Here is a 25,367-nt window from a genome sequence, read left to right as displayed (position 1 = left end):
AGCTTCGTAGCTCGCTACCCAGGCCCTGACCGCCATTGCAATGAAAGGGATATAAAGCAGCCCGATCTCGAGAAGGGTGCTCCAGATCTCCTCATAAAAATGCCAGCCCAGCGCAGCGAGATAGAGTTCAAGAAACGACCCAACACTCATGTGCCCTCCGCCTATGCTGCAAGGAAGACAATCAGCATCAGGGATACCAATGCCGCCGCGCGGACGATGCTGTTTTGCATCTGCATGACGGTGATGACGCCGTTCCGCCAGTTCGAGTATTGGGCAAGCGCGATCCAGGCGAGCCAGAGCAGCAAGATGACGGATAACGTTTCGAGGATCACCTGTCGCATTTGCGACATCCCAATCCCGGCGCCACGGTAGAAGGCTTCGCTGCTCGACGGCGGCGTGTAACCCGCGAGCGGATGACCGGCATGTCCGCTTCCTGATCCAACGCCCCTCCCCCGCCGGCACCGCCGTGGCCAGGGCCGATTGAACCGCCGGACCCGGTCCCCTCGATGCCGGTGATCGAGGCTACGTCATAGCCGCCGAACATCGTCATGTAGCTCATCGCCTTGGTGCCGTTGCCATCGGCGCAGTCCGTTCCGGACGAGAGGCACTTCGCAAGGCCATGGGCGCCGATGAGATGGGCGCCGGCGAGAAGACCCGAAGGCGTTACCGGGGCACCGTTCGCCGTCTGACCGATCATCTGGTCGAGGCCTTCAGCCTCGATATCGCTCCAAAGCTTTTGATGATAAGCCTGGACCGCGTTGTTCTGCGCCGTGGCATCGTTCAGATAATCATTCTTGCTGTAGATGCCGTCCTTGCCGGTCCATTGGCCGCTCCAGTCGTTTGTGATGGTGCCGTCGGGCCGGTAATAGCCGGCTTCGACGAGAGCGGCTTCGCTCATCTGGTACAGGCCGAGATGCCCCGATTCATTTGTTTTCGTCGGATCTCCACTCGATTCGCGTTGCGCGAGGGACGCGAGGAAAGCTAGATACATATCGGCGATCGCCCAGGCTGACACCGCGGCGAGCACGACGAATAGCCATGCCCGCGCCTTCATTGCGATTTCCTTTTGGCATCCTCTGCCTTGGCGCAGGCGATGGCGGCCTCGGCAACCGAAGTGGATGTCCCGAGTCGACGGCCTTTCCCCTTCTCGTTGAGTTCAATGACATACGTCTTCGAACCAAGATCGAAGGCCGCGTACAACGCGTATTCGTTGCACTCGTGGGACTTACAAAGGTCCCATACGAGTGCGCGCTATCCATTTCGCTCATATCGGCGGACGTAGTAAGCCGGACCGCTCATGTCCTGAACCCACTTTTCTTCGGCGCCGGTCACGGCGAGGTGCCGCTCGCGGATTTCCGGAACGGTCGCGACCAGATGCCACGGATGGCCGCTGTAAGCCGGATCGCCCGCGATCCGAAGGGTTCCGCCATCGGAGCAGGATTCCACGCGTGCCAACTCTCGATCGCTCGGTTGAAGGTTAACCCGCTCGTCCGCATGAACCCCTCCAGCCGTCAGCAGCCCCAGCACCGCCCAAATCGCCAGCGGACGTCGCCGGCTCGCACGCGCCATGGCCTCGATCAGCGGATTGCCGCATTGTTCGCAGTAGCGTTCCGTGTTCGGATTCGATGCGCCGCATTGGGGGCAAACCATAGTGCTTCTCCTTGAATTCAAGTCGGTTATCGGAATCGAACGTCGGGGCAGTCAGGCCACTCACGCATCTGACTGAATGTCCGGCGCGACGTCCGATTCGTCCGCGGTTAAGGAAGCGGTGCGGCCGAGGCCCATCGCGCCTTCGATCCGCGCCACGCGATCGCCTAAGGTCTGGAGTTGCCGGCTGAGCTCTTCGTTCGAGCGCTTGAGGCCCTCGCACAGTTCGAGCAGACGCTTGCTGCGTCGGGAGATGCTGCCCCATTGGCTCAAGGCGAGGATGAATAAGAGCGCAAACAGTAAAGCCATGGTCGCTTCTCACAAAAAGACAGAAAGCGCGCGTAGGACGCTACGGATCAGCTAGAAGTCAACGCGCCTGGCGGCGAGTCTGCCCAAGCCAATAGACGGAAATCAAACGAAAACCCTTGTTTGGTTTTGAAAGGGTTTTTTGATGGATTTAGCTTGGAGACGCGTGATCTCGGACTTGGAGCTCCCCCCTGGTTTGGCAATACTTCCAAGGCGACATGGTATAGAGCGGAGAGATGCTCCCCGAGCATCGCAGTAGCGCGCGACATGGGCTTAAAACCCCGCAGCTTCTCGCAGTCGCCGGCGAGCTACGGTCCCGAGGGGCTGGCCGGTGTCCCGGAATCGACGTGCAACTACGCCAAGATCCACCGAGACAGCGTGATCGCCTGGCAGTACCTTGGGCGGTTTTCCGTTCTATCAGGCGAAATGCCGGTTGAATGAGGTCTAATTTTTTATCTGGACAAATGTCTAGACATTACCTAGAGTAGTGTCTACTCGTCCTACTACCCCGTATCGCGACGCTGATGAACGCCGTACGAGACATCAAGATCAATCCTCAAAAGATCCGCCAGTCCCTGCATCTCTCCCGTGAGACGATGGGCCGGATTTTGCGGGTGAGCGCCAAGACCCTGGAACGCTGGGAAAAGCAGGATGGCGTGCGAAACCCGGACGCGATCAAGGATCTCGCCAAGATCCGGGAGATCAGCGAACTCGCCGGCCTGGTTTACACGCCTGAAGGCGTCGAGACCTTCCTCGCGACTCCACTGCCGGAATTCCAAGGGCGAACCGCCCTGGATCTGATGAGCTTACGGGAATACGACACCGTCATCGCGGCACTCGCCGCGGATGTCGAAGGACTCGGCTACTAACCCGCCCCTTGATCCAATCGCATCTCAAAACCTGGCAAGGCACCGCCTATCGCCACCTGCCGCAAGGACCACTGGATCCGTTGGACTTCAGCCGAGCAGGACTCGCTCGCGATAATCGCTGGAATACCCAAGGGGAGCCGACGCTCTATTTGGCTCGCCATAAACATGTGGCACTGGCGGAAATGGCCCGCCATATCACCGAAGACCGTTCACCTGTGTTAGCGCGGCAGGTCAAGCGGCGCCAGGTTTACCTCTTCGATCTCGCCTTCCACGCGACGTTGGACTTGACCCAACCCGACGTTCTGGCCGCCTTGTCCATCCAGGGAGCCCCACAGTGTTTTATCGACAAGTCCGTAGCTCGGGCCGCGGCTCAGTTTGTCAGAAAACTTACGCCAGCCGAAGCCATTTTCGTTCCTTCACTGGCCTTTCTCGATCGCCCGGAAAACTGGGTATTGGTGGTCTTCCTGGAAAAGCTTTCTGCAAATCCGGGCTTCGTTTCGGCTGTGACACCGGACGGTTCTTTCTCGATCGAGTAATGTCGGCCTGCGGCCTGGACGTAGAACAGACAAAGCCAGACTCCCGTTGAAGAGCCGGCGCCCGGTTTTCCGGAATACGACACTGGTCAGCGGCGCCTGGCAACCATCCGTCAAGGCCCCTCCTCTGCCGGCAAGAGCCAGTTCCAGGCAAACTCCCCACCGACGTTCTGAACAAACAGCGCCTCGATGACGAGGAACCAGGCTGCGGCTCGCCAGCGGAGCGCCATTGCCGCCTGCCGTTTCGCTTCCGGCCAGCGTCGCCGCCGCGCCGCGCTATCGATCCACCGTGGCCAGTCGCCGATTAGAATCAGAAACACCAGCAACCGCCAGGCGGCGAGATACGGCGTCGCCGCATCGAGCGCGCGCTCGACCGCCGGCAGGCCCGCCTGATACGCCCAAAGCCCCAGGACCAGGCCGACCAGCATCAGCAGGGCGGCCAGCAGCGCGAGACCCAGCCCGAGCGTGGACAGTAAGCGCCGCGCACTCATTTGAGTACCGCGCCGCCCGGCTCGATCGGTTTCCGGTCATGGGAGGCGGGCGCCTGCGTATCGCTACCCGATTCGCCCCGCCCTTCGCGAAGCTCGATCAAGGTGGCGGAAGTCTGTGCGAACAGCTCCCGTCGGATCCGCGTCTCGAACAACACGGCGTCGATGTCCTTATCCAGGGCATCGAGAATCCGCTCAAGGTCGGCATGCGCCGGGGAGGCATAGATGTTCGGCTCCATCCGTCCGGACAGAATCAGGCGCCGCAAGAGAAGCGCCTTTTCGAGATTCCGGGCGACGGCGGCTTCGTTCGCCAGTTTGTGAACCGCCATCCCCTGTAACTCCGATGGAGCGACGGGTGATGCTGGACAAGCTGCGACTCGGCGACCTTGGCCTGATCTTTGTGGCGCCGGAACAGTTTCGTAGCACTGCTTTTGCCAACGCCCTGATGCATCGGCAGGTGGGCGCCTGGGTGTTCGATGAAGCGCATTGCCTCTCAAAGTGGGGGCACGACTTCCGTCCTGACTATCTTTATGTCTCGCGATTCATCAAGGCCCGCCAGAAGGAGTCGCTTTCCCCGATTTTCTGCTTTACCGCCACAGCCAAGCCAGATGTGGTTGAAGATATTCGCAGCCACTTTACGAAACGACTTGGGATCACTCTCGATGTACTGGCCGGCGGCGTGCGTCGGGACAACCTGGCCTATGAAGTCAGAGCGATCCCCGCCCAGGCCAAGTACCCTGAAGTACTTCGATTATTGCAGGAGGGGCTCAAGGAAGAAGGCGGTGCCATCGTTTTTTGTGCACGGCAAAAGACCGTCGAAGAAGTTGCGGCTTTCCTCAAGGAGGCCGGCCTGGAGTGCGGCTACTTTCATGGCGGTATGTTGCCTGCCGAGAAACGTAGCGTCCAGGAAGGATTTCTCGCCGGTGAACTTCGCGTTATTGCCGCTACCAACGCCTTCGGCATGGGTGTGGACAAGCCGGATGTTCGGCTAGTGATCCACCTGGATACGCCGGGCTCCCTGGAGAACTACCTCCAGGAGGCCGGGCGGGCCGGGCGGGATCAAAACCCGGCCCGTTGCCTCCTGCTCTACGACGATGCCGACCTCGATGTTCAGTTCCGCTTGCTCAAGAACGCCCGGCTGACCCAGCACGACATCTATTCCATCCTGAAGGCGCTGCGCCAGATAGAGCGCAAGGATAGGAGCGAGGGTTCGGTTGTCGTGACCAGCGGCGAGATTCTGCTCGAGATCCCCGAGAAGGTGCGGATCGATCCAGATGCCTCGGATGCCGACACCAAGGTGCGTATTGCCGTGGCCTGGCTCGAAGAGGCCAGGCTCCTGGAACGACATGAGAATCACACCCGAGTGTTTCCCGGCAGCCTGCAAGTGAGCACCCTGGAAGAGGCCGAGGTCATCCTGCGCAAGAAGGTCAACGCAGGAACGCCGATTGAACCCTACTTGGCCATCCTCTCCCAACTTATTCAGGCTGCCGATGACGAAGGGATTTCGACTGACGAACTGATGCTGGCAACCGGCCAGGACTCGCGTACTTTGCAAGCGATGTTGCGCGAACTCGATAAATGGAGATTACTTTCGAACGATATCGAGATAGGAGTCACGCTTTATCGTGACCCGGATACCGCCGAGCGACTCGATGCCCTTTGCAAGCTCGAAAACGCCCTATTGGCGAATCTGCGCGAAGCCGCTCCGGATGCCGACCAGGAAAGCTGGCAGATTCTGAATGTAAGACGTTTATGTGACACCCTGCGCCGGGATGCGCAAGTGGATGTCGATCCGGAAAAGCTCTCTCGTCTCCTGAAGTCGTTTGCCGAAGCCTTCGGGGGCGGGCCGGGGCAACGCGGATTTTTCGCCTTGCGACCTGCCGGCATGGACAACCGCTACATCAAGCTGCTGCGCAACTGGCAGGAGATAGAGACCATACGCCAACGCCGAATGCAGTTTGCCAAGGCGCTGGTGAACATCTTTCTACGCAAACGACAGGGCAATAATCTGCTGGTGACGTGCCGCCAGTGCGATCTTGAAGCCAGCCTGCAAACCGACATCACGCTCCAGAACATGGAAATACGCGACTGGAACGTTGCGTTGGCGGCGAGCCTAATTTACTTGGACACAAACGAGGTCCTGCATCTAGCCCGCGGCAAGGCCGTATTCCGTTCAGCCATGAGCATTATCCTCAATTCCGAGGCACGTCGCCGCCAATTCAAGAAATCTGACTACGCCGAGCTTGACCTGCATTACAAGGACAAGATCGTGCAGGTACATGTGATGGCCGAGTACGCCCGACTGGCCCTTGGTAAAGTGCGGGCAGCGATGGAATTCATCGAAGACTATTTCGGCATGGCTCGGGATGCCTTCGTGAGGCGGTACTTCGCCGGCAGGAAGGAAGTGCTGGAGATGGCGACTACGGAGGCTTCCCATCGCCGCATTCTGACCGACCTTCGAAATCCCGAGCAGCAGGCCATTGTGGCCGCTCCTCTCGGCGGTAGTCATCTCGTGTTGGCGGGGCCGGGGTCAGGAAAAACGCGAGTCATCGTGCATCGCGTTGCGTGGCTCCTCCGCGAATGCATGGTCTTGCCTGACGAAATCATGGTTCTAGCGTTCAACCACTCTGCTGCCGTCGAGATCCACCGCCGCCTTTGGGCGCTGGTCGGTCCCGATGCGGGTGGCGTGGCGGTGCAAACTCTGCACGGACTGGCAATGCGCTTGACCGGTACGAGCTATGCGGTAGCGGCCGAAAGAGGCGAGACCATCCAGTTCGATGACGTGATCAAGGCCGCCACCGAGCGACTGAGAAAGGCAGAGATAGGAGACGAAGGGGGGCCTTCGGTTCAGCGCGACCGCGTCCTTTCCGGCCTCCGCTTCTTGTTGATCGATGAGTACCAGGACATTAACGGCGATCACTACGATCTAATCAGTGCCGTGGCGGGGCGCACTCTCGATAGCGAAGAGGATAAGCTTTCGCTCTTGGTCGTCGGTGACGATGACCAAAACATCTATGCCTTCGGCGGGGCGAGCGTGCGCTATATCCGCCAATTCGAGGCTGACTATCAGGCGCGGCGTTTCCACTTGATTGAGAACTACCGCTCGACGACCCACATCATCGATTGTGCAAACAGGCTTATCGCACGTGGCCGCGAGCGTATGAAGATCGGCCGGGAGATCCGGATTAACCATTTACGGCGCGATGAGCCGGCCGGTGGTGAGTATACGCGACGAGATCCCATTGCGTCTGGCCGGGTGCATGTTTTGGAGGTGCCCGGCGATCCTCACCTCGCCGTGCAGATGGCGCTGGCCGAACTGGTGCGTCTCAATTCCCTAGAAACCGGCCCGGCCGGGGAGCAAGCTGGGCAGTGGGGACGGTTTGCCGTCATCGCACGACGCTGGGACGATCTTGAACCCATGGCCGCCCTCTGTCGCTTGCGCGGCATACCGGTTCGCTTGCTCCGCGACAAAGGCATGCCGGATTTGCATTCGACCCGGGAAGGCGACCGGTTGTTGGCATTGTTGCGTGAGGAATTCCGGCGGGCCAAGCAATCGCGGGTGCTGTTGCGCAGCGGAACACTGTCGCGCTGGTTTCGGCGGTGTTATGGCGTAGCCGTCGACAGCCCGATCGAGCATCCCTTCCGGGCTGCGCTCGCTCGGTTCACCATCGACTGCGAGTCTGCTGCGCCGGGCAGCGAGCAGGTAACTCATAACCTCATCGAGTCGCTTTACGAGTTCGGTTCGGGTGATAAGAACATATCAGGCGACAGAATGAACGGTCCTATGGTCCTGATGGCCGCTCACCGGGCCAAGGGGCTGGAGTTCGACCACGTCCTGATCCTCGACGGTGGCGGCTGGATCGATGGCAAGGACGAGGAGCGCCGGCTGTTTTATGTCGCCATGACTCGGGCGCGCAAAACGCTCACTATCTGTGAAAGCCAGGGTGGAAGACATGCCTTTGTGCGCGATTTCGGCGAGCTGGCATTGCGCTCCAAGCCGAAGGGCTACTTACCCGAACCGAGGTTGGCGCACCGGAGTTGGATCGCTAACGAAGCCCATATCGTGCTCTCTTGGCCTGGATATTTCGCTGCAACATCATCGATTCATAAGGCAATCGCAGCATTGGAAGTCGGCAGTCCATTGGAGCTGCGTCCCCGATCGGACGGAAAGTCGGGCTGGGAAGTGGCCAGCACGAACGGCGTAACGGTCACCCGGATGGCGCAGAAATTCAGCCCTCCCGAAGGCAAGATCATCGCCGTTCGGGTTTACGCGATTCTCATGAGGAAGGCGAAAGAAGGGGAAGAAAATTTGCGCTGTAAGAGTTGGGAGCTTGTGCTGCCAGAGATCGAGCATGTGCTGGAGTAAGAGAAACAGAATCGAGATGCCGACTTCGCCGTGGCCGCTCTCCTGACCGAACCGGAACGGTTCCGCGGATACTCGGTCAGTTGTGTGATCAGCGGCGGCAACGTGGACAAGGAGATTTACCGGCAGCTATTGGCTACCGTCGGGCAGGTCAGCGTCGATCCCGCCTCCAACCAAGAGAACGCTCCATGGACAGATTAAAACGGCAAATCGGCTTCATCGTCGAACTCGACAAGCTCAAGAACATCGTTCGCCAATCCTGGCTGGCGGACGGCTCACGCCGCGAAAACTCAGCGGAGCACAGTTGGCATGTCGCGCTGATGGCCCTGGTGCTTGCCGAGCACGCCAACGCCGACATGGATCTCGACCTCGCGCGGGTCGTCAAGCTGCTGCTGCTCCATGACGTGGTCGAAATCGATGCCGGCGATGTCCTCATCTACGATATCGCAGGCAACGCCGACAAGGCCGAACGAGAACGGCGGGCGGCGGAACGGATTTACGAGATGCTACCGGAGGATCAGGCGGCGGAACTGCGGTCCCTGTGGGAGGAATACGAAACCGGCGAGACGGACGAAGCCCGATTTGCCGGAGCCCTGGATCGCCTCATGCCCTTATTGCATAACTTCCTGACCGAAGGCCGCGCCTGGCGGCAACATGGCATCACCGCCGACCAGGTGCTGGCCAGGAATGCCCATATCGCCGCAGGTTCCGCCGCACTCTGGGATTATGCACGGGAATTGATCGAAGAAGCGGTGGAACGAGGTTATCTGCTCCCAGCGGCACGCTAGAGCATTTTTCGTCTTGTTGTATCGGGTTTAGGTAAAGCCCCCTCTCCCTCCGGGACAAATCGGCAGGGCGAGTCGAATAGAACTTTATTCTCTTGACGTATCGTCATTATCATCCGAAAACTCGACCAAGGAGCCGCCCCGCACGCGGGTTCCTCACGAGTCGATCTCACCAAGACTTTAGGCGTTGAGCCAGGCGGATGTCCGAAAACGGCTGAAAGCCGATCCGGCAACGCTCCGCCTGACCTTCAGTGCTTCGCCAATTTGTCCTTTGGCGTAGCGTTCGTCAATGGATGTGCATTTCCCTATTGCTTGCCTTATCGCTTCTTTGCAACAGATACTCATCCTGGTCTCCAGGCATGGGCGTGCCGTCGTTGCTTAGATAGAGCAAAGTACCTTCGTCTTTGATTGCGAGTTGGCGCTGAGGGGCATTTTTGTTGGGCGTCAACAAGACGATGCCTTTGGCGTCGTCCCATTCGTATATTCCTTTTTCGAAGGACTCTCTGTTTTGCGGCTTTGCGGGTTGGATGACCAACAGATAATTGCTCTTGGCATTCAAAGACAGGGTCATTTTCAGACCGTTGCAACTTTCTTCATGACACGGCAAATAGCCGTAAAAGACGCCCCGAAATTGGCCTGTCGCCCCCGCTGGGCTGGCATGAGCCGAATGATCCATGGCACCGTGCTGGTTCTGTTCGCGGGCTTTGAGCGCTTTTTCTTGGATTTGCTTATCGCTTTCCGCCCAAGCTATGTTGAGCGAGGACAGCAAGGCGCCGAAAACAATGAATAAACCCTTTTTAGTCATTTCTCTGTTCAATGCTTTCATAAGGAATTTCTCTCGTTCTATGTCAGAAACCCGCGTAGACAATGAGGCGGATATGCATGCGACATTGTACGCCACTTAGGACGTGTTATTGCCCCGGCAGTCGAAGCAGAATCATCCGGCTGCGGCTGCATAGGCGACCTTCGGGTGTCTGAAATAGCGCCGGATGCGTTCGGGTCGTTTTTGTAACCGGTGGAAATGGGAGTGCGCTTTCCGCGCGCGCCGTTCGGTGACAGCCGGTTCATTTAGGCAAAACCGTCGCGCAACTCCCTTCCCGACGACAAGTCTCATCCATTAGCGAAACGCCGCGCGGCATTGATGCCGAGTATTAAAGAACTGCGACCATTCTTCGATCTCATCGTGGCCATCATCTCGAACACGGAGGGAAAAGATGAAACGCCTACCCATTCCGGTCCTTTGCGCCCTCGGCGGAATTCGTGATCGAGACGGCGGCATACGACCATGTCGCCGTGGTGCCCGTCGGCTTGGGCGCGGTCGGCTCGGCGGTCTTCGAGTACCCGTTCAAATACCTGCCTCCGCACAGCGCGGTTCCGGTCGACAAGGGCGATGTGCTCGGGCACTTTGCCTACGGCGGTTCCTTGGTCATTACCCTGATCGAGCAGGGCATCGACGCCATCACCATCCCGCAGGGTCAGCAAATCGGGCGCTTCAAGTCGAAGATGTTCCCTCAATGATTCATCGGGCATGAACTACCTGCCTTGGAAAACCCGACCACAGGAGATAACCCCGTGAAACCGCAAGCTCTATCGATCTCGTTAGGTGCCGTCCTGGCGGCGCAAGCTGCCTTCGCCGTCAGCCCGGGCGCGAATAACCAATGGAGTCTGCCCCAAGATATCCTTGGGACGTCAAACGAAATCTCTTTCAACCAAGGGGCCCGTGACGTTTGGTATTTCATGGAAAGCACCACGCTGGCACATGATCCGATGACCTACCGCTTTCTCCCCAATTACTCATCCGCCTGCCCCACGATTACCTCCCCGGTTGAGGGGCTGGCCCGCCGGTGGGACACCGCGGAGCCCTCCAATTCATTCGCCGCTTACCCCCACGTCGGAATTAATTTCCATAATCAGGCGGTCGATGATCCGGCCAGAGGGGATTGGCCCGCCCATACCCTGATCTTGCATCCTCAAAGTACCCGATTTGCCATCATCGCTTGGCGGAGTCCAAGAGTCCTCACGGTCAACATCAAAGGGGCCATGAATTCTCTGTACTCAACCCTTCCCTGTGGCGATGGCGTCCGTTGGCGGATCGAAAAAGGAACGACCATTCTGGCCTCGGGCGACACGGCCCGGAATTCGAATGCGGGCGTATTCAGCGTAAAAAATATCAAAATGAAAGCGGGGGAAGCGTTGTACGTGATTGCAGACCCCAAGGCGAACGATTTTTGCGATAGCACCAAACTCTCACTCTCATTAATCGGCACCGAGTAAGTTCCGAAGTGTGGCATATCCCGGCCGCCATCGAGCGAGAGTCGATCAAAGCGCTGCAACGAGAGGTACATGAGCTGTGAGCTGCGCCAGGCCAATAAAATTCTGCGTAAGGCGTTGTCTCTACATGGCCTTCGTCATTGACGTGTACCAACCGGCCGTTCCGTGGCCTGCTGCAGGCGTATGGGATGACAGGCAGCATGAGCCGTAAAGGCGATTGTTGGGATAACGCTGTGGTCGAGAGCTTCTTTGGCTCGCTCAAATCCGAACGGGTCCATTGGCGGAGTTACCAGACTCGAGAAGAAGCGCGCCGGGATATCGTCGAGTACATCACGATGTTCTACAACTGCCGTCTGCATTCGTCCCTGGGTTATCGCAGCCCGGACGAATTTGAGAAGAACGGCCATTTGGCCAATGCCGCTTAACTGGGGTGTCCGCTATCACTTGACCAGGTCAGGACGAACGGTCACATATTGATTCTATTCAGGGTAAGCCCTTCGATTCGGCTCAGGACAGGCTTGTCGAACGCTCTCCTGAGCTTGGAGCAGGGCATGAACGAGTCCACTTGTTCAGAGCTTCCTTAACTTGATAACCTGGCTGTGGACAGACGGCGACAGCTATGTGCCCTACGATTATCGGCGGATGAGCTTAAGCCAGCTCTCATATTCTCTCATTTCATGCGTATTCTGCTTGTCGAAGATGACCCCTCGCTCGGGGCCACGCTCCAATCCTGGCTCCAACTCGACGGCTATGCAGTCGACTGGGTGCGGTGCGGCGATCTCGCCGAAACCGCGCTGCGGGCGCAGCCCTACCAGTGCGTGCTGCTCGATCGCGGCCTGCCCGGACTCAGCGGCGATGGGCTGCTGTCCGGCCTGCGCGCTCGCCGCAGCGACGTGCCGGTGCTGATGATCACCGCCCGCGACACTCTGCACGATCGCATCGAAGGACTCGATCTCGGTGCCGATGATTACCTCGTCAAACCGTTCGACCTGGAGGAACTATCGGCCCGTATTCGTGCCGCGATCCGGCGCGGCGCGCGGCAGGCCACCGCCGTGCTGCGTCACGGCCCGATCGAACTCGATCCCGCCGCCAAACAGGTCCGCCGCGACGGCGAGCCGGTCGTACTCACCGCGCGCGAGTTTGCGGTGCTGCACGCGTTGATGCTGCACGGGCAACAGACGCTCAGCCGGGCACAGCTCGAAGACGTGCTATACGGTTGGGGCGAGGAAGTGGAGAGCAATGCGGTCGAGGTTCACGTCCATCACCTGCGCCGGAAACTCGGCCGGGATCTGATTCGCACCGTGCGCGGCCTCGGCTACGCCTTGGCTCCGCCGCCATGATCCGTTTCGATCGGCTTCGGAGGTCCATCGGGAAGGCTCCCGATCCTGGCCGCCCCTATTCGCTGCGCCGGCGGCTGCTCGCCTCTCTGCTGGGCGCGAGCGCGCTGCTTTGGCTGGTCAGCCTGGGGATCATGGTCGGCATCGCCTGGGACGAAACCAACGAGGTCTTCGACGATGGTCTCGAAGACGCCGCCTATCTCATCCGGGCGGCCGCCGCCGGCCTACCCCAGCCGGGCGCGCCCATCGCCGATCCCATCGACCGGGACGGCCGCCATGCCGGGCTGTACTACCAGATCGTCGCCGACGACCGCGTCCTGCGCCGCGCCGGAACGGCGCCCGAGGAGCCGTTCGTGACCGGTTTCGACAAGCGCAAGGGCTTTCGCACGGTTCTGATCGGCGTCGTGCCGTGGCGAGTGTTCGTGTTGCGCAGCCGGGATAACAGCTTCGAAGTACAGGTCGGTCAGCCCTTGGAGGCGCGCACGGAAATCCTCGAGGAACTGGCCGAGAACCTGACCTGGCCGGCCCTGGGCCTTTTGGCGCTGCTCGGCGCGGTCATCTGGCTGGCGGTCGGCCGGCTGGTCCGTCCGATCGAGCAGACCGCATTCGCCATCGCCCAGAAGACGCCAGAGGACCTGACACCGGTGGCGGTTGCCGACCCGCCGCTGGAACTGTCGCCGATCATCGCTTCGCTCAACACCGTCTTCGCCCGCCTAGACAAGGCGCTGCAATCGGAGCGCCGTTTCACCGCCGACGCCGCTCACGAGTTGCGCACTCCGCTGGCGGCGCTGCGCATGAAGATTCAGTTGCTGGAGCGCCAGCATCCCGAACATCAGTCCTCGCTGCGGATGCTGCGCGACGACGCCGACCGCTGCACCGCCCTGGTCGAAAACCTGCTCGCGCTCGCCCGCCTCGATGCCGATCGCCCGGATCTTCTCGCCCGCGAGCCGGTAGCGTTGCCCACACTGCTCGACGAACTGCGCCGGTTCTATGCCGGGCAGGCCGAAACCCGGCAGATCGAGCTGCAGATCGATTGCCGGGCAGCCATGCTGTACGGCAATGCAGAGCTGCTGCGCGTAGCTTTGCGCAACCTGCTCGACAACGCGCTGCGCTACTGCCCGCCGCACAGCCGCGTGCGGATCGAGGCGCAATCCAGCGCCCAAGGGGTGCGCCTCGCCGTGCGCGACGACGGTCCCGGCGTGCCGGAGGCCCAGCGTGACCGAGTGGCAGAACGGTTCTTCCGCGTGCTCGGCACCGACCAGACGGGCAGCGGGCTGGGCCTATCCATCGTCGAACGCATCGCCGCGCTGCACGGCGCGCGCCTGCGCTTCGAAGACGGGCTCGATCGTCGCGGGCTGGGCGTGATCCTGGATTTCCCGCAGATCTGAGACGAATCACCGCTTAAGAATTCCTTAAGCTCGGAGCGTTTGAATGACCCCCGTGCGCCGCCCCGCGCGGCGCATTTAACCCCTTCACGGTCATTCAAGAGGAGTACCGTCATGAAACGCTTACTGATCGCTGCCGTTCTCGGTCTCGCCGCCACCGCCGCGCTGGCGGAATACACCGGCCCGAGCGCCGTGCCCGCCATGACCGTCAAGCAGTTGCTCGACACCGGCGTGGACGATCAATACGCCACGCTGCAGGGCCGGCTGGTGTCCCACGAGGGCGGCAAGCACTACACCTTCGCCGACGACACCGGACAGTTGCGGGTGGAGATTTCCCCCAAGCGACTGCCGGCCGGCCGGCCGCTCGACGCCAAGATGCGGGTGGAGATCACCGGCGAGTTCGACAAGGACTTCGGCGAGCCGCCGGAACTGGAAGTCGAGCAGATCAAGATTCTGCCCTGATCCGCCGCGGGACGGGCGGCCGCACCCCGCCGCCCGTCCCGGCCAGCCGTCTTGCAAAGTCTTGGGAAATCCAACGATGCGCAGAGTTCATTCGGACGCGCCAACCCACTCCGGGAAGCCCAGCCGCCGCCGTGTCCCGGCCTGGTTATTCCGGCTCGGCCTGGCCGCCGGCATGCTCCTGGCCACCGGGGCGCAGGCCGACTCGGTCGAAAGCATGGCGGGCAACTGGAGTACGCTCACCCTCTCCGGAAACTTCGGCGATTTCTCGCCCAGGCTTCAGGAATTCCGCTGGTTTCTCATGAATCAGACCCGCCTGCGGGACGACAATCCCGATGCGTGGCGCCTCTCCGAGGACCTGCTTAGGTTTCAACTGGGCTACGACCTGAATTCATACGCCAGCGTCTGGCTGGGCTATGTTAACGAGTGGCACCATTCGCTGGGCAAGGCGGCGTTCCAGGAAAGCAGGCCCTACGCGGCTCTCCAGTTCGACTTTCCGATCGCGGGATTCAAAGCCCAGGTCCGCACCCGCATCGAACAGCGGATCAACCGGGTTACGGGCAATGTAGGCGTTCGCCTGAGGCAGGCGCTCAAGCTTCGGCTACCGCTCGAATTCATCGATCCCAAGCTGTCCCTCTACCTGGGAGACGAGGTGTTCGGCTATCTGAACACCAACACTTTCGGGCCAACCGGTTTCAGCGAAAACCGCGCCATGGCGGGATTCGGTCTGAAACTGACCCGGCGGCTCAGCGTTGACCTGGGATATCTGGGGCAAACCATTCAGAAAATCAGTGGCGACGTGACCCTCACGCACAATGTTTATGCCAACGTGAGTTATCGGTTTTGAGTCCGTTGCATGCGATCAATCCTGCATCGGCGCCGCCGGCCGATGAGCGGGCTTTGACGCCGTCCAATGCTCGTAGTAGGTGCTCTCATGAACGATGCCGTACAAAAAATCAGAAAAGCCCGATTGCCTTTGCGCATTCTGCATTGGCTAACCGCAATCGCCATCACTTTCGCGTGGATATTCGTTTACTCGAAGGGTCTGTTCGCGAAGGGATCCCCGGAACGCGTATTTCTTGCCGGGGCTCACGTCTTTGCGGGACTGACGGTGCTGACATTATTGCCGCTGCGTGTCGTGGCAAGACGGCTCTGGGCATTGCCCACGATCGAACCCAGTCCGCCATTATGGCAGATGCGATTAGCCAGACTGGTACAGACTCTGCTTTATGCCGGCATGCTTTCGACCCCGGTGTTGGGTGTGCTGCTTATGCAAAGCAGCGGAAAGGAAGTCGCTTTTCTCGGCTTGGCGCTGCCTGCCCTGATCGACGCCGACAAGACCCTGTCGCACACGATTAAGGAAGCGCACGAGGCATTGGGCGTTGCGATGTTGTACCTGGTCATCGCGCATGCCGGTGCGGCAGTATGGCATCACTTCATCCGCCGGGATAACGCTTTGCGGCGCGTGTTGTAATCTATTTCCACGACGTCGATGCAACACATGGCACCAGCCAGCCGGTCGGATTCATGGCTAATACGGCAAATTCATGGCATTACGACTCTCCCGCTTTCCATCTCCGGATGCACTTGCGGACGCCTATGGCGCCTGCCGAAGAACCGGCCTTACCGGAATTTACTGGTTGACGCCCCGGTCGCGGGATTCAAAACCCGGGTCCGCTCCCGCATCGAACAGCGGATCAACCGGGTTACGGGCAACGTGGACATCTGCCCGAGGCTAAATGGTCACGCCAGGCAGCGATCCGGGAATGTCGAACCGGCTTGAAAAGCGGTTCATAGGAATTTGCCGGCGCCCATGCCTTGTCCTGGCGGCCGCATTCTGCTTGATGTCCGGATGCGCCATCGATAGGCCTCGATCCGCGAATGTGCCATCGCCCGTTAGCTCCGTCGAGCGGCAATGCGGGCCGTCGTCAGGTTTTCGGGTCGCTCCGGCAGCCGAACTCCGCGACAATGTTCCCTTGACCGCCGGCATCCCCGAGCCTGGGGTTTTGTCCCCCAGAGCCCTGGAAGTCGTCCACATCATCGGCGCCGATGACCTGGTCGCGCAGCTCCATGTGCCGGATCGCAACAGGCCGGAGGGAAACACGGAGGCGCGGCTGCATCTTCTTCAAGTCCGCCAACAACTGACTCTACGAATTTTGCTCGCGCTGCTGGACGTGAAGAGCGCCGCGGCGGAAGCGGACTGTGAAGAAACCCGCGCCGACGATGTCGCGGACCGGCTCCAGGATGAGCAGGAGAAAAAGGCGACACGGTTCACCGTCCTTTCCCTTCTGGGCAGCGGCGTCGGCGGGGCGCTGTCGGGCGGGCTGGCCCTGGCCGCACAGGCCGTGGCGGCCGGGATCGTGGGTATCGCCGCGGGGGTGACGGAGGCGACGTTCGGGTCCATGGCCCTTTCCGCCGATACCCGCCACGAATTCCGGCATGAGCGGAATCTGCTCAAGGAAATCTGGGAAGCGCCCAAGACGCCTAAGTTGTTTCCGGAGTCCGTGTGGCGGTTTCTAAACCGGCCTATGCGGCATGATCCTGCTCACCGCTCCTTGCGGGAAACCCTGATCGCCCGCTGGTACAAGGACGGGCGCCTGGGCGAACCCGATTCGGAAACGGAACGGCACCGTAAGGCACTCTTCTTTGGCGGCGGCGGCACCTATACGGCCGATGAACTCCGCGACCGGGCCGTCATGCTGGACATGGTGGAGTCCGACGTGAATCTCATGAGCCATGATCTTGAGCATCTCCTGCAAGAGCTGTTATCTCAGTTGATGAGATAGAGGCCAGTACTGGCTCGAACGTCCGCTCCTGGGCTGCCGAGCTTTCGTACGGTGTCCCAGCCGTGGCGATCCGCAGCTTCGAAAACGGCCGGGGCGCCGCGCGAATCCGTCGCCATCTTGTCGATTTCATCGAGTAGGAACAAGGGGTTGCGGGTTTTCATATCCGCGCCGCTGAAGTCGACTCGGTCGTCCAGCGGGACGGCGATGACACTGTCGTGGCTATCCCCGGACCCGATATTCCACAATTCGGCAACGGTATTCGGCGGGTTACGGCTGCCGCCTAACCCGCCCTACGACTATTCCACGAAGCGCAGACTCTCCGGGCAGGCTCACGCCGACGCGCATTGCTTTTCGTCGGTCCGATAAACCAGATAGGGCGGGTTATGTCCGCGTACGACGTTTTCGTCGATGACGACCTTGGTCACCGACTCGTCGGACGGCAGTTCGTACATCGTGTCGAGCAGCACGTTCTCCAGTATGGTTCTGAGCCCCCGCGCGCCGGTCCTGCGCTCGATCGCGCGCTGGGCAATCAGTCTCAGGGCGTCGGGCTGGATGTCGAGGTCGCAGTCTTCCATCTCGAACAGCTTCCGGTACTGCTTGACCAGGGCGTTCTTCGGCTCGGTCAGGATCTTGACCAAAGCCACCTCGTCCAGCTCTTCGAGCGTCGCGACCACCGGCAGCCGTCCGACGAACTCGGGGATGAGCCCGTAGCGGATCAGGTCCTCGGCTTCCACGCCCGCGAGTATCTCGCCCACACTGCGGCGATCGTCCTTGCTTTTCACCTCGGCGGAAAAACCGATGCCGCCTTTTTCCGAACGCGCCCGGATGGTCTTTTCCAGTCCCGCGAACGCCCCGCCGCAGATAAAAAGGATGTTCGCGGTATTGACCTGGATAAGCTCCTGGTGCGGATGCTTGCGCCCGCCCTGGGGTGGGATCGATGCGACGGTCCCTTCGATCAGTTTCAAGAGCGCCTGCTGCACGCCCTCGCCGGACACGTCGCGGGTGATGGAGGGATTGGCCGATTTACGCGAAATCTTGTCGATCTCGTCGATATAGACGATACCGGACTCGGCTTTTTCGACATCGTAATCGCATTTCTGCAGGAGCTTTTGGATGATGTTTTCCACGTCCTCGCCCACGTAACCCGCTTCCGTGAGGGTAGTGGCGTCGACGATGGTGAAGGGCACGTTGAGAATACGCGCCAGTGTTTCCGCCAGCAGGGTTTTGCCGGAACCCGTGGGCCCGATCAGAAGAATATTGCTCTTGGCCAGCTCGACATCGTTTTTCCCGGCGCTCGCCCTGGCGCGCAGCCTTTTGTAATGGTTGTAGACCGCGACCGCGAGGATGCGTTTGGGCCTCTCCTGGCCGATGACGTATTCGTCCAATATGGCCTTGATTTCCTTGGGTGTGGGAAGCTTATCCCCACCATCGGAAGTACTTTCCAATTCCTCGCGCAGGATGTCATTGCACAATTCGATACATTCGTCGCAAACGAATACCGCCGGACCCGCAATAAGCTTTCTGACTTCGTGCTGGGTCTTTCCGCAAAATGAACAGTAGAGAAGCTTCCCGCCTCGTTCCTTGCCGTTTTTTTCGTCGCTCATGGCTCTAATCCCCTCTGCAGGATGTTGATTCGGTCATGCCCGCATCCGACCGGCATGGATCTCGATTGCGTCAAAACTCGTCGTCAGGCCGACTCCGCCGGCTGAGTACCTTATCGATAAGGCCGTATCTTTTGGCGTCATCCCCGCTCATGAAATTGTCGCGGTCGGTATCGGCCCGGATTTTTTCGATCGGCTGACCGGTATGTCTGGCAAGAATCTCGTTCAGGCGATCGCGCAGCGACAAGATTTCCCGCGCGTGGATATCGATATCGCTGGCCTGCCCGCGAAATCCGCCCAGAGGCTGATGGATCATGATCCTGGAATGGGGAAGCGAGTAACGCTTGCCCGCCGCACCGCCCGCCAGCAGCAAGGCGCCCATGCTGGCCGCCTGACCTATGCACAGGGTGCTGACGTCGGGTTTGATGAACTGCATCGTGTCGTAAATGGCCAAACCCGCCGTCACCAGTCCGCCCGGCGAATTGATGTAGAGGTGAATGTCCTTGTCCGGATTTTCCGATTCGAGAAACAACAGCTGGGCGATGATCAGGTTGGCCATATAGTCTTCGATCTGGCCGACCAGAAAGATGACCCGCTCTTTCAGCAGCCTCGAATAGATGTCAAACGCCCGTTCGCCGCGCGCGGACTGCTCGACGACGATGGGCACCAAGCCGCCAGCGGCTGAAGGGGCCAGAATTTCGTTGGTTCGATGTATCAAGTTCGTGCTCTTTGGGGTACAGGTCAGTGAAGCGTGCGCGGAATCGCCAGCCGGAACGGGGCGATAGGCGCCTCGAAAGGCACTCCGTCGTCGGCCAGCAGCTGATAGCTGCCCTCCATGCTGCCCACCGGGGTTTCGATCATGGCCGAACTGGTGTACTGAAATGCTTCGCCCGGACGCAAGTAGGGATGTTCCCCCACCACGCCCTCGCCGACGACCTCGACCGTTCTCCCGTTCGCATCGGTGATGACCCAGCGCCGACCGAGCAGCCTCGCCGGAATCGTGCCTGTGTTCTCCATGGTCACGGTATAAGCGAATACGTAACGCTCTCCACCGCGATCCGATTCTTCTCCGAGATAAACAGTTTTAACGTTGACTTTCAGTTCGCGAATTCTGCTGGTCATAACGTTGCCCTTTGTTCTTGGATCGATTGTCTTTTTATGACTTGTAGGGCGGGTTAGGCGCCGGCCGTAACCCGCCGGGCGCCACGATAAGGCAATTACGGCGTATCGCCTAATCCGCCCGTTTTCGATTCCCTCACCCTAATCCGCTCTCGGAGGGCGAGGGGACTCCCTGACGTGGTCCAATGCCAGCAGACACCTGAGTTAAGGAGTTAAGCTCTACAACTGAGGTGAGAGATGATGACAAGAAAACGCTATACGAAGGAATTCAAGCTGGACGCGGTGAGGCTGGTGACCGAACACGGGTACACCCAGGCCGAAGCCGGTCGCAACCTGGGGATCAACCCGAAGATGCTGGGGCGATGGATTCAAGAGTACCGGGTGGATGAGCAGGAAGCGTTTCGGGGGAATGGCAAACGGACGGCAGAGCAGGAAGAGCTGCGGCGACTGCGGGACGAGAACCGTAGGCTGAAGCAGGAGCGCGATATTCTGGTAAAGGCGGCGGCCTTCTTCGCGAAGGAAGTGGGCTGAGATATCAGTTCATTGATCAGGCGAAGAAGGCTTATTCCGTGAAACGATTGTGCCGTGTGCCGGGGGTGAGCCGGGCGGGCTACTACGCCTTCGTCCGGCGACCGCAGCGCGGTCCAGATTCGATGCGCCAGGCGAAACTGGACGCAGTGCGCCAATTGGCGGCCGAATCGGATCACGTTTATGGCTCGCGGCGCATGGCGCGGGAACTTACTCGGCTGGGCTACCGGGTCGGCCGCTATCAGGCACGTGGACTGATGCGCGAGGCTGGGGTGTGGGTGCGCTATCGCCGCCGGTATCGGGTGACGACAAACAGCGCACACAGCCAGCCCGTGTTTCCGAATCGGCTGCAGCGGGGTTTCCGAGTAGCAGCGCCGGACCGGGTATGGGCCTCGGACATCAGCTATGTCTGGACGGCCGAAGGCTGGTTGTATCTGGCCGTCGTGATTGACCTATACGCCCGCAAGGTCGTGGGTTGGTCTCTGGGAAAGCGCCTCACCAGCGCCTTGGCATGTGACGCGCTCCGGATGGCGCTGTGGCGCCGGCAACCGCCCCGGGGTCATCTGCTGCATCATTCTGATCAAGGCGTGCAGTATGCCAGCCGGGCGTTTCGGGGCCTGCTGCAGGCGTATGGGATGACAGGCAGCATGAGTCGCAAGGGCGATTGTTGGGATAACGCCGTGGTCGAGAGCTTCTTTGGCTCGCTCAAATCCGAACGGGTCCATTGGCGGAGTTACCAGACTCGAGAAGAAGGGCGCCGGGATATCGTCGAGCACATCACGATGTTCTACAACTGTCGCCGTCTGCATTCGTTCCTGGGTTATCGCAGCCCGGACGAATTTGAGAAGAACGGCCATTTGGCCAATGCCGCTTAACTGGGGTGTCTGCTATCACTTGACCAGGTCAGGGTACGCCGCCCTCCTTCAATCCGCCCGTACACCAGATTCAGTTATAACTCCCCTTCCGCCGCATATGGACATTGGTGAATTTATGGATAAATGACCCCGGCACAACGCGCTGCGTTTGCTTTTTTCAACTTCGAATCGGCCGTTTTTTATAGGCTTAGCGGGTATTCTGAAAAATCCTGCACCGCTCTTTACAAGCGGTTCTCGATGACCAAAAACCAGGGGCGGCGCGGTGTCGGTTGCAGATGTCCGCTCCAGTCGAGCGTCAAGATGTTCTTGGAAACGGAGTTTCTGACGTTTCCGCCGATGGCTTCCAGGGTTCGGCCGTGCCGATTCACGACGATGTCGCAGTGGAGCCTCGCGTTCTCGATAATCTCGAGCAAAGGGTGTTCGGTAAGCGGCGGAACAATCGAGGAGCCGCGGCTGGCGCAGATCAGATCGCCCGGCTGCGGTTTGTAGTCTTTTATGCCTCTGGGGATGAAGCTCGCATCCGGCGTGTCGGCGTTGCGGATGATTCGGGAAAGATAAATCCAGTGGGCCTCCGCCGGCGGAAACCGGTCTTTCGGTACGCCGGCCGTCGACATGACCCAACTGACGAAAGCCGCCGACCAGGGCTGCTCGCAGTTTCGCCCGGTGCGATCCGGCATGCCGACCGCCCGCCAATACTGGTTGACCCTTCGGGAGTAAGGGGCCTCGTCTTCCCAAAAACCCACTTGAGGAATGCTTTCCTTATCTTCGTCGTAAATGACGGATTGTCGCCCGAAATAGAGCCATTCGCTGACGGCGAGCGCAAGAATTCTCGTTTTCAGGGGCGGAAGCGCGATGCCGGGCCGTTCCGCCCGTTGTTCGGGCAGCCGTCCGCAGGCCGATAAAGCCAGGACGATCAGGAGGAAGATGACTCTCATGGTTGCCGATTTTAGGCGATTCCGGGTAGGCTGGAATGCCGGGGCCGTTCCCGGCGAAGAGCTCAGTCATTCTCGCGGAGACAACCGATGATCCATCACATCTCCATTGCCGCCCGGCATCCTCAGCACGCGGCGGCGGTTCTGGCGGAAATCCTGGGAGGGCAGTCCTTCCCGTTTCCCGTGTTTACCGGCAGTTACATTGCGCTGACCGACGATCCGTACCGCACGGCGGTCGAAGTGTATCCGCTCGGCACCGAACTCAAGCCCGGTCTCGGGCATGACGCGGTCATGTCGGTCACCGATGACGCGCCCTCGGCATTTACCGCGACCCATGCCGCCATTTCGGTCGATCTTACCGAACAGCAAATCAAGAACATCGCCGCGCGCGAGAGCTGGCGCGCCGTAACCTGCAATCGCGGCGGTCTGTTCGATGTCGTCGAGTTCTGGGTGGAGAACCGCGTTCTGATCGAATTGCTCACCCCCGAAATGGCGCAGGCTTATCTGGATACGATCTCACCGCGGCAGTGGCCGGATTATCTGAAACGATAACCTCGGCCGGTGTGGACCATGCCGTCGAGGCGGCCTGAAGCCGGCCGACCGGCGGGACCGAGTCCGCCTCGACAGCGTCTTTGCGCTGACTGATGCCAAAGCCAAGGTCAAGGAACTGTTCGGGGAGCTGATTGAAGGCAAATGATGCTGCCATGACCTGTAGTGCGGCTGATTTCCGAAAACGACACCCGCATTCAAACTCAGTCGTGGCCTACCGGATACCGCCGCACTTCCTTCGGACCGGGCAGATTCACGGCGACTCGGCAAAGTCATACACGATGACCTTGTCCACCAGGGGCTTCAGCTTTTCATCGAGCACTTTCTTGTGGTCGGGATGCCGCGTGTATTCATCGAGTGCCTGGGCATTCTCGAACGTGGCCACGATGGCCACATCGTACGAACTGTCCACGACCTCACGACCGCCGGGCAGAACGGTTCCGATCCGATAGCTCAGCACCATCGGAAGCTTCGAAAGGGACTTGGTGGCCTCGATGTACTCCTTGCGCGCGGTTTGGCTTTCATGATCCTTGAGCCAGACGATCACGACGTGATTCACGCGCCCGATAACCGAGGGCACGACCTCGGCCGAACTGATGCCGGCAGACATCCAGGCGGACAATAGGATGACGAAGGCGATGGCTCGTTTCATCGGCTGTTTTTCCTTTTTCAACGGGTAGCGAAGGGGAAGTGAGTATGAATCATGAGACCTTGCTGGTCCGGATCAGAAGCTCTTTCGGCTCGTTTGCCGGCGCTCCCAATCAACTCAGCGGTTCCAAATCATCGACCGGCACCGGTTTAGACCGACGTCGCCTCTGGTTTTCAGTCATCGCAAACCGCTTGTCAAGGATTTTTTCGAGCGGAGGAGTAATCTAAGCGGGCGTCATCCGGAATCGGATGACGCGGGTTTTCGAAGCGGTGCCGTCGGTCAAAGCCGTTTGTGCCCGCGGCGGCCGCCAACAGTCATAACCAGGGTCGAACCGGGACCCGTTTCAACCCAAGCGACGAGGGAATTCAGATGAGTGCGGAACCAAAACAGATCACCCCATCTCAAATCAAAATCCCGCAGACCAGGATGCTGATCGACGGCCAGTGGACCGATTCGGCCAGCGGCAAGACTTTCGAAACGCTCAATCCGGCGACCGGCGAGGTGATCGCGCGCGTCGCGGAAGGCGACCGCGAAGATGTCGACAGAGCCGTTCGCGCCGCCCACAAGGCCTTCGAGCAAGGCCCCTGGCGGAAAATGAACGCGCGCGAGCGGGGCCGATGCCTGTACCGTCTGGCGGATCTGATCGAAAAGCATTTCGACGAATTGGCGGCGCTGGAAACGCTCGACAACGGCAAACCGATCCGCGAAAGCAGGTCGGCCGACCTGCCCCTCACCATCGAGTGCTACCGCTATTACGCGGGCTGGGCGGACAAGATCGAGGGCAAGACCATCCCGATCAACGGCCCCTTCTTCACCTACACCCGCCACGAACCGGTCGGCGTGGTCGGGCAGATCATCCCGTGGAATTTTCCGCTCCTGATGCAAGCCTGGAAATGGGGCCCAGCTCTGGCGGCCGGTTGCACCATCGTGCTCAAGCCCGCCGAGCAAACGCCGCTGACGGCGCTTCGGGTCGGCGAACTGGCTATGGAAGCCGGCATTCCGGAAGGCGTCGTCAACATCGTTCCGGGGTTCGGTGAAACCGCCGGAGCCGCGATCGCGAGCCACATGGATATCGACAAGGTGGCCTTTACCGGCTCGACCGAAGTAGGCAAGCTCATCATGCAAGCCGCGGGGCGATCCAATCTCAAGCGCGTCACCCTGGAACTCGGCGGAAAAAGTCCGAACATCGTGTTCGCCGACTCGGATCTGGACGCCGCCCTCGAGGGTTCGTTCCTGGGGCTCTTTTTCAACCAGGGACAATGCTGCTGCGCCGGTTCCCGCGTATTTGTCGAAAAGAACATTTACGATCAATTCGCCGAAAGATTGGTCCAGCGGGCCCAAAAGCAAATCGTGGGCGATCCGTTCGATCCGAACACCACGCAGGGGCCGCAGGTCAGCCAGGAGCAGTTCGACCAGGTCATGGGCTACATCCGCTCCGGCAAGGAGCAAGGCGCAAAACTTTTGATCGGCGGCAGCCGGGTCGGTAACCGCGGCTTTTTCATAGAGCCCACCATCTTCGGAGACGTCAACGAGGATATGAAAATCGAGCGCGAGGAGATCTTCGGGCCGGTGCTGTCGATGATTCCGTTCAAGGACGTGGACGAAGTCATCGGTCACGGCAACCGGACCATGTACGGTCTGGCCGCCGCGGTGTGGACCCAGGACATCGACAAGGCCCATCGGCTCGCCGCGGAGTTGAAAGCGGGAACGGTGTGGGTCAATTGCTACGATGTCTTCGACGCCGCCGCGCCTTTCGGCGGATTCAAGATGTCCGGAATCGGGCGCGAACTCGGCAGTTACGCGCTGGACAACTATACCGAAGTCAAAACCGTCACCGTCGCGCTGTAATCGCGATCGGGCGGCTGCGCCGGCGTGGCCGCCTTTT

Annotated in this window: 29 protein-coding genes and 1 pseudogene; 17 read left to right on the top strand and 13 right to left on the bottom strand. The window is 59.9% G+C overall.

What is annotated here, in order from left to right:
• Positions 1–161 precede the first annotated feature (161 nt).
• The 4 genes from ACWJKU_RS08380 to ACWJKU_RS08365 form a co-directional block, all read right to left on the bottom strand.
• Entirely contained in the window at positions 162–341 is a 180-nt protein-coding gene (locus ACWJKU_RS08380; protein WP_454147631.1) for a DUF3262 family protein, read from the bottom strand.
• A complete protein-coding gene (locus tag ACWJKU_RS08375; protein WP_454147629.1) occupies positions 329–1,054 on the bottom strand; it encodes a hypothetical protein in 726 nt (241 codons plus the stop codon). Before ACWJKU_RS08375 ends, ACWJKU_RS08380 begins: the two co-directional genes overlap by 13 nt.
• Before the next feature lie 197 nt (positions 1,055–1,251).
• Positions 1,252–1,650, bottom strand: a complete 399-nt coding sequence (locus tag ACWJKU_RS08370) for a zinc-ribbon domain-containing protein (protein WP_454147627.1) — start codon at positions 1,648–1,650, stop codon at positions 1,252–1,254.
• Between the two features lie 60 nt (positions 1,651–1,710).
• Entirely contained in the window at positions 1,711–1,956 is a 246-nt protein-coding gene (locus tag ACWJKU_RS08365) for a hypothetical protein (RefSeq protein ID WP_454147625.1), read from the bottom strand.
• Between the two features lie 521 nt (positions 1,957–2,477).
• On the opposite strand from ACWJKU_RS08365, the gene ACWJKU_RS08360 reads away from it, so the two are divergent.
• Positions 2,478–2,822, top strand: coding sequence for a hypothetical protein (locus ACWJKU_RS08360; RefSeq protein ID WP_454147623.1), 345 nt, complete (start codon positions 2,478–2,480; stop codon positions 2,820–2,822).
• Between the two features lie 8 nt (positions 2,823–2,830).
• Positions 2,831–3,358, top strand: a complete 528-nt coding sequence (locus ACWJKU_RS08355) for an RES family NAD+ phosphorylase (RefSeq protein WP_454147621.1) — start codon at positions 2,831–2,833, stop codon at positions 3,356–3,358.
• 110 nt (positions 3,359–3,468) lie between these two features.
• Here the strand turns inward: ACWJKU_RS08355 and ACWJKU_RS08350 are convergent, their stop codons facing one another.
• Positions 3,469–3,846 (bottom strand): hypothetical protein, encoded by a 378-nt coding sequence (locus ACWJKU_RS08350; protein WP_454147619.1) that lies wholly within the window; start codon positions 3,844–3,846, stop codon positions 3,469–3,471.
• Complete coding sequence (locus ACWJKU_RS08345) at positions 3,843–4,172, bottom strand: hypothetical protein (RefSeq protein WP_454147617.1); 330 nt, start codon at positions 4,170–4,172, stop codon at positions 3,843–3,845. The genes ACWJKU_RS08350 and ACWJKU_RS08345 overlap by 4 nt, the downstream gene beginning before the upstream one ends.
• Positions 4,173–4,201: 29 nt before the next feature.
• Between ACWJKU_RS08345 and ACWJKU_RS08340 the strand changes: the two genes are divergently transcribed.
• From ACWJKU_RS08340 to ACWJKU_RS08330, 3 genes are read left to right on the top strand one after another with little or no spacing between them, the layout of a single operon-like run.
• Positions 4,202–8,209 carry a UvrD-helicase domain-containing protein gene (locus ACWJKU_RS08340; protein ID WP_454147615.1) on the top strand — a complete coding sequence of 1,336 codons (4,008 nt, stop codon included), beginning with the start codon at positions 4,202–4,204 and terminating at the stop codon, positions 8,207–8,209.
• Between the two features lie 30 nt (positions 8,210–8,239).
• Entirely contained in the window at positions 8,240–8,407 is a 168-nt protein-coding gene (locus ACWJKU_RS08335; protein WP_454147613.1) for a hypothetical protein, read from the top strand.
• Entirely contained in the window at positions 8,395–8,994 is a 600-nt protein-coding gene (locus ACWJKU_RS08330; RefSeq protein ID WP_454147611.1) for an HD domain-containing protein, read from the top strand. Before ACWJKU_RS08335 ends, ACWJKU_RS08330 begins: the two co-directional genes overlap by 13 nt.
• A gap of 283 nt (positions 8,995–9,277) precedes the next feature.
• Here the strand turns inward: ACWJKU_RS08330 and ACWJKU_RS08325 are convergent, their stop codons facing one another.
• Positions 9,278–9,817, bottom strand: a complete 540-nt coding sequence (locus tag ACWJKU_RS08325; RefSeq protein ID WP_454147609.1) for a copper resistance protein NlpE — start codon at positions 9,815–9,817, stop codon at positions 9,278–9,280.
• 434 nt (positions 9,818–10,251) lie between these two features.
• Here ACWJKU_RS08325 and ACWJKU_RS08320 point away from each other — a divergent pair, with 434 nt between their 5' ends.
• The 9 genes and pseudogenes from ACWJKU_RS08320 (at position 10,252) to ACWJKU_RS08280 (ending at position 17,229) form a co-directional block, all read left to right on the top strand.
• Positions 10,252–10,509 (top strand): phosphatidylserine decarboxylase, encoded by a 258-nt coding sequence (locus ACWJKU_RS08320; protein ID WP_454147607.1) that lies wholly within the window; start codon positions 10,252–10,254, stop codon positions 10,507–10,509.
• Between the two features lie 54 nt (positions 10,510–10,563).
• Entirely contained in the window at positions 10,564–11,265 is a 702-nt protein-coding gene (locus ACWJKU_RS08315; RefSeq protein ID WP_454147605.1) for a hypothetical protein, read from the top strand.
• A 158-nt stretch (positions 11,266–11,423) separates the two neighbouring features.
• Positions 11,424–11,687: pseudogene (locus ACWJKU_RS08310) on the top strand (IS3 family transposase); the annotation flags it as partial.
• A 252-nt stretch (positions 11,688–11,939) separates the two neighbouring features.
• Positions 11,940–12,602 carry a response regulator transcription factor gene (locus tag ACWJKU_RS08305; RefSeq protein WP_454147603.1) on the top strand — a complete coding sequence of 221 codons (663 nt, stop codon included), beginning with the start codon at positions 11,940–11,942 and terminating at the stop codon, positions 12,600–12,602.
• The gene (locus ACWJKU_RS08300) at positions 12,599–13,987 is read left to right on the top strand and encodes an ATP-binding protein (RefSeq protein ID WP_454147601.1); all 1,389 of its coding nucleotides are present in this window, start codon (positions 12,599–12,601) and stop codon (positions 13,985–13,987) included. Before ACWJKU_RS08305 ends, ACWJKU_RS08300 begins: the two co-directional genes overlap by 4 nt.
• 111 nt (positions 13,988–14,098) lie before the next feature.
• On the top strand, positions 14,099–14,446 hold the full coding sequence (locus tag ACWJKU_RS08295) for a YgiW/YdeI family stress tolerance OB fold protein (protein WP_454147599.1): 348 nt from the start codon (positions 14,099–14,101) through the stop codon (positions 14,444–14,446).
• A 76-nt stretch (positions 14,447–14,522) separates the two neighbouring features.
• Positions 14,523–15,290 (top strand): DUF2490 domain-containing protein, encoded by a 768-nt coding sequence (locus ACWJKU_RS08290; protein ID WP_454147597.1) that lies wholly within the window; start codon positions 14,523–14,525, stop codon positions 15,288–15,290.
• Between the two features lie 87 nt (positions 15,291–15,377).
• Positions 15,378–15,917: a cytochrome b gene (locus ACWJKU_RS08285; RefSeq protein WP_454147595.1), complete on the top strand. Its 540-nt coding sequence runs from the start codon at positions 15,378–15,380 to the stop codon at positions 15,915–15,917.
• A gap of 532 nt (positions 15,918–16,449) precedes the next feature.
• Positions 16,450–17,229 (top strand): hypothetical protein, encoded by a 780-nt coding sequence (locus ACWJKU_RS08280; RefSeq protein WP_454147593.1) that lies wholly within the window; start codon positions 16,450–16,452, stop codon positions 17,227–17,229.
• Here ACWJKU_RS08280 and ACWJKU_RS08275 read toward each other — a convergent pair.
• The 4 genes from ACWJKU_RS08275 to apaG all read right to left on the bottom strand — a co-directional run bounded on the left by ACWJKU_RS08275 (position 17,214) and on the right by apaG (position 19,952).
• Positions 17,214–17,474 (bottom strand): hypothetical protein, encoded by a 261-nt coding sequence (locus tag ACWJKU_RS08275; protein WP_454148212.1) that lies wholly within the window; start codon positions 17,472–17,474, stop codon positions 17,214–17,216. The genes ACWJKU_RS08280 and ACWJKU_RS08275 overlap by 16 nt on opposite strands.
• A gap of 84 nt (positions 17,475–17,558) precedes the next feature.
• Positions 17,559–18,833 carry an ATP-dependent Clp protease ATP-binding subunit ClpX gene (gene clpX / locus ACWJKU_RS08270; RefSeq protein ID WP_454147591.1) on the bottom strand — a complete coding sequence of 425 codons (1,275 nt, stop codon included), beginning with the start codon at positions 18,831–18,833 and terminating at the stop codon, positions 17,559–17,561.
• Positions 18,834–18,903: 70 nt separating this feature from the next.
• Complete coding sequence (gene clpP, locus ACWJKU_RS08265; protein WP_454147589.1) at positions 18,904–19,548, bottom strand: ATP-dependent Clp endopeptidase proteolytic subunit ClpP; 645 nt, start codon at positions 19,546–19,548, stop codon at positions 18,904–18,906.
• A 23-nt stretch (positions 19,549–19,571) separates the two neighbouring features.
• Positions 19,572–19,952 (bottom strand): Co2+/Mg2+ efflux protein ApaG, encoded by a 381-nt coding sequence (apaG, locus tag ACWJKU_RS08260; protein ID WP_454147587.1) that lies wholly within the window; start codon positions 19,950–19,952, stop codon positions 19,572–19,574.
• Between the two features lie 234 nt (positions 19,953–20,186).
• Here apaG and ACWJKU_RS08255 point away from each other — a divergent pair.
• Positions 20,187–21,352, top strand: a protein-coding gene (locus tag ACWJKU_RS08255; RefSeq protein ID WP_454147585.1) for an IS3 family transposase whose coding sequence is annotated in 2 segments (ribosomal slippage) — positions 20,187–20,442 and positions 20,442–21,352 — 1,167 coding nt in all. Because the reading frame shifts where the segments join, the coding sequence is not laid out codon by codon here.
• Between the two features lie 221 nt (positions 21,353–21,573).
• On the opposite strand, the gene ACWJKU_RS08250 is transcribed toward ACWJKU_RS08255, so the two are convergent.
• Complete coding sequence (locus ACWJKU_RS08250; RefSeq protein ID WP_454147583.1) at positions 21,574–22,287, bottom strand: DUF2272 domain-containing protein; 714 nt, start codon at positions 22,285–22,287, stop codon at positions 21,574–21,576.
• Between the two features lie 87 nt (positions 22,288–22,374).
• Between ACWJKU_RS08250 and ACWJKU_RS08245 the strand changes: the two genes are divergently transcribed.
• Entirely contained in the window at positions 22,375–22,836 is a 462-nt protein-coding gene (locus ACWJKU_RS08245; RefSeq protein WP_454147581.1) for a hypothetical protein, read from the top strand.
• 250 nt (positions 22,837–23,086) lie between these two features.
• Here the strand turns inward: ACWJKU_RS08245 and ACWJKU_RS08240 are convergent, their stop codons facing one another.
• Positions 23,087–23,485, bottom strand: a complete 399-nt coding sequence (locus tag ACWJKU_RS08240) for a Dabb family protein (RefSeq protein WP_454147579.1) — start codon at positions 23,483–23,485, stop codon at positions 23,087–23,089.
• Positions 23,486–23,851: 366 nt separating this feature from the next.
• Here ACWJKU_RS08240 and ACWJKU_RS08235 point away from each other — a divergent pair, with 366 nt between their 5' ends.
• A complete protein-coding gene (locus tag ACWJKU_RS08235) occupies positions 23,852–25,330 on the top strand; it encodes an aldehyde dehydrogenase family protein (RefSeq protein WP_454147577.1) in 1,479 nt (492 codons plus the stop codon).
• Positions 25,331–25,367: the final 37 nt, after the last annotated feature.

It is taken from the genome of Methylocaldum sp. MU1018, from assembly GCF_053646775.1.
Note: the sequence above shows the minus strand (reverse complement) of the source record. Positions and strands in the feature narration are given on the sequence as shown.